The following is a 5360-nucleotide window of genomic DNA, read 5'->3' on the forward strand; positions in this document are numbered from 1 at the left end:
CGGTCGTGCAAATTTGGTTCTCATTGCGTTTGACCTACCATCGATTTCCTGATAAAAGCATTCAGGAAATCGGGTTAGGTCATAAAAAAAGAATGCCTAAGCACTCTTTAATCGAGCATATCCTTATCTAATTTTTCTATTTCTTCACTACCTAACAATCCGTGAATAAACAAATATGTTGAATTTATTTTTTCCTCATAATCATTCTTCTTTTCGATTAGCTCCCTCAGCCGGTTTCTTAAGGTCTCGATTTCTGAATTAAAAGGCTCTATACTACTCTCCCATTGAGCTAACTGCTTATATGCTAGCTTTACAGTTGCTTTAATTAAATTAAGATTTGCTTCCTTTAGTGCCATTGGTAGTGTCTCTAGTTCAAATGTCAAATTATCTATTTCATCATTTAAAGTATGTATTTCTTGTTGGTATTGTCCCAGCAATTCAGCGCCCTTTGTTAAATGATTGTTGTTAACTTCATCAGATAGCATTATTATCTTAGACATAGCCTTCCTTTTTTCACTTTTCTTATGTCTAAGTTGACCCTCTATTAATCGTTGCTTTTCAAGAAGATTTTCAACTTCTTTTTTTGCATTATTAACAAACCTGTCTCCCGTATCCCCAAACAGCTTCAGCCATGTAGCATCCTTTATCAAAATAGGTATCCTATTTTTTGAAATTAAGCTTTTTTCAATGTCTATGCCTGTACCCTTTGAAAACATATGCATTCCTCCTAGCATAATCTTACTAGAAAAATCACTATGATTAAATAGGTTGTTATTACTAAATTACAATACTATTTATATAAAAGCCTGATAATCTTTTTTAATCTCTCAAAAGTTTTCTTATTATATGGGTACCAATTAATGCTATTGTTTTTTACTCCATTGTCACTTATTACGGATACTTTATGACAAAATGTGTATATCCCTTCCTCAGCGTGGTATCTGCCTATGCCACTATTTTTTGTCCCTCCAAAAGGAAGATTGGGATTTGCTACATTTATGATTACATCATTGATACAGCAGCCACCAGTTACTAACTGTCTGGCAACTCTCCTAGCTTTAGATAAGTCTCTAGTCCATATACTAGAATTCAGCCCATATGGTGAATCATTTGCTAGTTTAACAGCTTCTTCTTCTGTGCTAAATTTCATCACTGGCAGTACTGGTCCAAAGGTCTCCTCCCTCATTACAAGCATATTATGATTGACATTATTTAATATTGTAGGGTTTATTCTATATTCACTTTCATCTTGTATCTTTCTTCCTGTTATGGCAGTAGCTCCTTTTTCTAATGCATCCTTAATATGTCTATTTATAGTTTTTATCTGTTTTTTTGAAGTCATTGTCCCTATATCATCATAATAATCGGAGCCATAACTAAGCTTATCAAATTCAAAAATAAGATTAGACAAAAACTCCTCATATATTGATTCTTCTACATATAGTCTTTCTACGGACATGCAAACCTGACCATAGTTAGTAAAAGCACCCCATAAAGCTCCTTGCACAGCCCTAGGTATATTAGCATCCTTGAAAACTATCATAGGATCTTTGCCGCCTAATTCTAGGTCTACTGGAATTAAATCTTTTGCAGCCTTCTCCATTATTTTCTTCCCTGTATTTACACTACCAGTAAAAAATATTTTATCCGGTTTTTGATTAATTAGCTCATCTCCTATATCCTTACTTCCATATAGAACCTGAAATACTCCTTCTGGCAATAATACAGCATTAAATATTTCCTCAATTAGCTTAGAAACATAAGGAGTAACACTAGAGCCTTTAAATACTACACAATTGCCCCCTGCCAATGCAGAAATAATAGGAATTACCGATAGCTGGAATGGATAGTTCCAGGGAGATATAACAGCTATTAGTCCCATTGGTCTATACTCTATATGTGAATCCTTGCCCTTTAAAAAAATAGGTGTTTTTACTTTTTTTGTTTTTAAGATTCTTTCTAGGTTTTTTTCATAGTATTTTATCATATCTAGGGTTGGATATATTTCAGATGCAAGTGTATCTGTAAAAACCTTGCCAGTATCTTTTGATATGCCTTCTATTAAATTATCTAAGTTTTTCACTATATATTTTCTGATTTTTTTTAAGTAATCTATTCTGTATTTCACTGAAGTATCCTTCCAATGGTTAAAGGCAGTTCTTCCTAATTTTACAGCATCCTTTACATCATCAACTGAACTCTCTGTAATTTCTCCAAAAACTTCTTCATTCCATGGATTAATAAATTCTATTTTGTTCATGGAAATTGCTCCTTTTTATTATTTTCATAATATATTATAGCATTGTTTTATTAAGATTTATACAACGCAATAAAATAAAAAGGCATCTAATTATCTAGATACCTTATTTCATCATTTGTTTGTCTATTATTATTACAGAGGCTATTTCCTTATCTACAGCCACCTGAGTATATCCAACTTGAAATACATAGGACGGAAAGGTTTGAATCATTTTTAGATTCATACCAGGCATTATACCCATTGCCATGAGTTTTCTTAATATATTTGGGTTATCAGTATTAAGCTCTGCTATAATTCCTTCCTCGTCTTTTTTTAAGTCTGTCATTTGAGTTAGAGTTTTATTTTCCCTATTTATCTTCATGTTTATTACCCCATTTCTTGAAAAGTTTTATTAGCTTAGGCTCCTTTAGGATTTCATATCCGCAATTAGGGCATTTATATTTGTTGCATGCTTTATGCATAGGGCAACTTACACAGCCTGCTATGCTTTGTTCTTCGGTGAACTCATGCCCGCAAAAGCTGCACTTTATCATGATAATATACCAATAGCTAATAATAATTGATTTAGGACATATCCTGCTGCAAACGAAAACACTAGTATGAAGGCTGACATGGCTAAGGCTGTTTTTGCTCCCCTTTCTTTTACCATCATAGCAAATTGAGCTACACAAGGTAAGAAAAGTGTAAGTGTAGCAGCTGATACTACCAGCTGTCTAGGGTTCAAAACACTAGCTTTTTGCAAATCAAACAGTCCTGCTGCTCCATAATCTCTCCTAAAGAATCCAAACAAGAAAACCTCTGCTGCTTCATTAGGAAGTCCTAGCATATTTACAATAGGCTCAAGCCAACTAATCAACAAATTAAATAAACCTGTAATATTTCCTGCCCAAATTAAAATACTAGCAAAAATAAATAGGGGTATGATTTCAACAAAATACCACTGCATTCTAGTATAAGTTTTAGAAAGCACATTAGAAAGCTTTGGCATTCTCAATGGTGGTACTTCCATATAAAAACTTGGACCCTCGCCAGGCAAAATTTTAGAAGTAAGAAAGCCAATAAACAAAAATACAAACATTATAAATATAAACCAAATACCTAGTGCACCTTTATTGCCTGATAGCAATGCCATAATAACTCCTAGTTGAGCAGAGCAAGGAATGGCTAATGCAAGTAAAAGAGTTGCAATAATTCTTTCTCTTTTAGTTTCCAAGGTTCTACTTACCATAGTAGCCATGGTATCGCAGCCAAATCCTAATACCATAGGAATAACAGCTCGTCCATTTAGCCCTATCTTCTTGAACACTCTATCAACAAGCATTGCAAGTCTTGGTAAGTATCCGCTATCTTCAATAATTGAAAACACCAAAAAAAATGCTCCTACAATAGGTAAAACAATAGCTACTGCATACCTTATTCCAAGAGTAATTATTCCATATTCATTTGCAATTAAATCTTGAAGCCAGCTCCATGGCACTATAGAGTTTACAAAATTATCTACCCATGGATTTACGAAATTCCCAAAAATATTTTCCTCTAAAAAGTCTACAACTGTTCCTGCTCCGAACTCACCAACAAATTTATAAAATCCAAAATACACTACTAGTATAAGAATAGGAATTCCTGTTATTGGATTCATAGTTAATTTACTTAAAAACTCCGAAGCATTACTTTTTTCTATGTTCCCCTTTTGGGTTACTACCTTACTAGTCAATTTTTCTACTTCTTTTTGTCTATGCAAGGCTATTATATAGCTTAGTGGCTTGTGGCTTTTTTCCTTTGTTTTCTCAATAATATCTATTATCTTAATATAATTGCTACCTTCATTTTCTCTAACTTTTTCTAGCATGTCTTCATCTTCTTGTAATAGTAATAATGCTACTGATTTTTTTGAAATAACATAATCATGTTTCAAATTATCTACTATTTTCTTTATTGCATTTTCTATTGTTTCATCATAAGAAATATTAAGCTGATTTGACATATTCATCTACCCTTTCTTTTAGTTCATCAATTCCTTTGTTTAAAGCTGCAATAGTAGATATCACTGGTATCCCCAATTCTTTTTGTAATCCTTCTACATCTATTGTTAAACCCATTCTTTCAGCTTCGTCCATTATGTTTAGTACTAATATTACAGGACTTCCCGCTTCTATCATTTGTATAGTAAGAGGTAGCATTCTATTAATATTTTTTGCATCTATTACATGTAAAAGTGCCTTAGGCTTTTCTCTAAATAATAGATCCTTTGTAACCTTTTCTTCCTCTGTTATGCACATAAGTGAATACATGCCTGGTGTATCAATAATTTCGTATTGAGCTCCGCCAATAATTCCCTTACCCCTTGATACTTCAACAGTTGTTCCAGGATAATTGGAAACAGTCACATATGCTCCTGTGAGCCTGTTAAATATAACACTTTTCCCTACATTAGGGCTTCCTATTAAAGCTATCTTTTCTAAACCATGAGTATTTTGATTAACTTCACCATGGCAGTTTCCAATTCCAAACAATACACCTGCAAGTTTTTTATACCAAGGTACTTTATTATTACAACAATCCATCTAAATCCCTCCAGCCTTATGGATAACCATTCTCATTGTCGTGTATAAAAAAACCCTCTTATAATGAATAGCTGCTTTAGAGAGTTAAATTAACTATTTAATACATTTTATTGAATGTTTTTGTTAATTGATATTAATTTTCATTATGATATTATTTTATACTATTTTGCTTGTCATTGCAATAATAAATTACAAAGGGATCGTGTCAATAATTTGTAGGAAAATAATAATTATACTTTCCCCTTGTTTGATGTAGCCTGTAATTATCTCATTTCAAAGCTCTTAACTTTATTTGATAATATTTAGGCTCTATAAATAAACTATATGATTTTATAGTTGATTCTGGTTATTATAGATTTAACTTCCACATTATTGATTTTAAGAGATGTTTAAATCTATCTTAGGCACCCCTCATTGTTCTTAATATTTGTCTTTGCCAGCTCCTTCTTCCATCACTTATGTATGGGATGTTATCTAGACTTTCTGGTATTGAGCTTCTTAATTTTTTCTTAACTAGTCTTTTTTCTAACTCTATT

The 5360-nt window shown here is 32.4% G+C and carries 5 protein-coding genes; all 5 read right to left on the reverse strand.

All coding sequences use genetic code 11. From position 1 onward, the window contains the following. Window positions 1–107 precede the first annotated feature (107 nt). The 5 genes from BLV37_RS14590 to BLV37_RS14615 all read right to left on the reverse strand — a co-directional run bounded on the left by BLV37_RS14590 (window position 108) and on the right by BLV37_RS14615 (window position 4824). Window positions 108–716 (reverse strand): hypothetical protein, encoded by a 609-nt coding sequence (locus BLV37_RS14590; protein WP_091733147.1) that lies wholly within the window; start codon window positions 714–716, stop codon window positions 108–110. A gap of 74 nt (window positions 717–790) precedes the next feature. Next, on the reverse strand, window positions 791–2260 hold the full coding sequence (locus tag BLV37_RS14595; protein WP_091733149.1) for an aldehyde dehydrogenase family protein: 1470 nt from the start codon (window positions 2258–2260) through the stop codon (window positions 791–793). Window positions 2261–2363: 103 nt separating this feature from the next. Further along, window positions 2364–2621: a FeoA family protein gene (locus BLV37_RS14600; RefSeq protein WP_091733151.1), complete on the reverse strand. Its 258-nt coding sequence runs from the start codon at window positions 2619–2621 to the stop codon at window positions 2364–2366. 168 nt (window positions 2622–2789) lie between these two features. Beyond that, window positions 2790–4244, reverse strand: a complete 1455-nt coding sequence (locus tag BLV37_RS14610; protein ID WP_091733156.1) for a ferrous iron transporter B — start codon at window positions 4242–4244, stop codon at window positions 2790–2792. Continuing rightward, window positions 4228–4824, reverse strand: coding sequence for a FeoB small GTPase domain-containing protein (locus BLV37_RS14615; RefSeq protein WP_091733158.1), 597 nt, complete (start codon window positions 4822–4824; stop codon window positions 4228–4230). Before BLV37_RS14615 ends, BLV37_RS14610 begins: the two co-directional genes overlap by 17 nt. Window positions 4825–5360: the final 536 nt, after the last annotated feature.

Origin of the sequence: Proteiniborus ethanoligenes, from assembly GCF_900107485.1 — a bacterium.
In the GTDB taxonomy this organism is placed as follows: domain Bacteria; phylum Bacillota; class Clostridia; order Tissierellales; family Proteiniboraceae; genus Proteiniborus; species Proteiniborus ethanoligenes.

Bases quoted from the DNA above. Each gene is read 5' to 3' on its own strand.
- BLV37_RS14590 (WP_091733147.1), bottom strand. From the start codon at position 716: ATGTTTTCAAAGGGTACAGGCATAGACATTGAAAAAAGCTTAATTTCA.
- BLV37_RS14595 (WP_091733149.1), bottom strand. From the start codon at position 2,260: ATGAACAAAATAGAATTTATTAATCCATGGAATGAAGAAGTTTTTGGA.
- BLV37_RS14600 (WP_091733151.1), bottom strand. From the start codon at position 2,621: ATGAAGATAAATAGGGAAAATAAAACTCTAACTCAAATGACAGACTTA.
- BLV37_RS14610 (WP_091733156.1), bottom strand. From the start codon at position 4,244: ATGTCAAATCAGCTTAATATTTCTTATGATGAAACAATAGAAAATGCA.
- BLV37_RS14615 (WP_091733158.1), bottom strand. From the start codon at position 4,824: ATGGATTGTTGTAATAATAAAGTACCTTGGTATAAAAAACTTGCAGGT.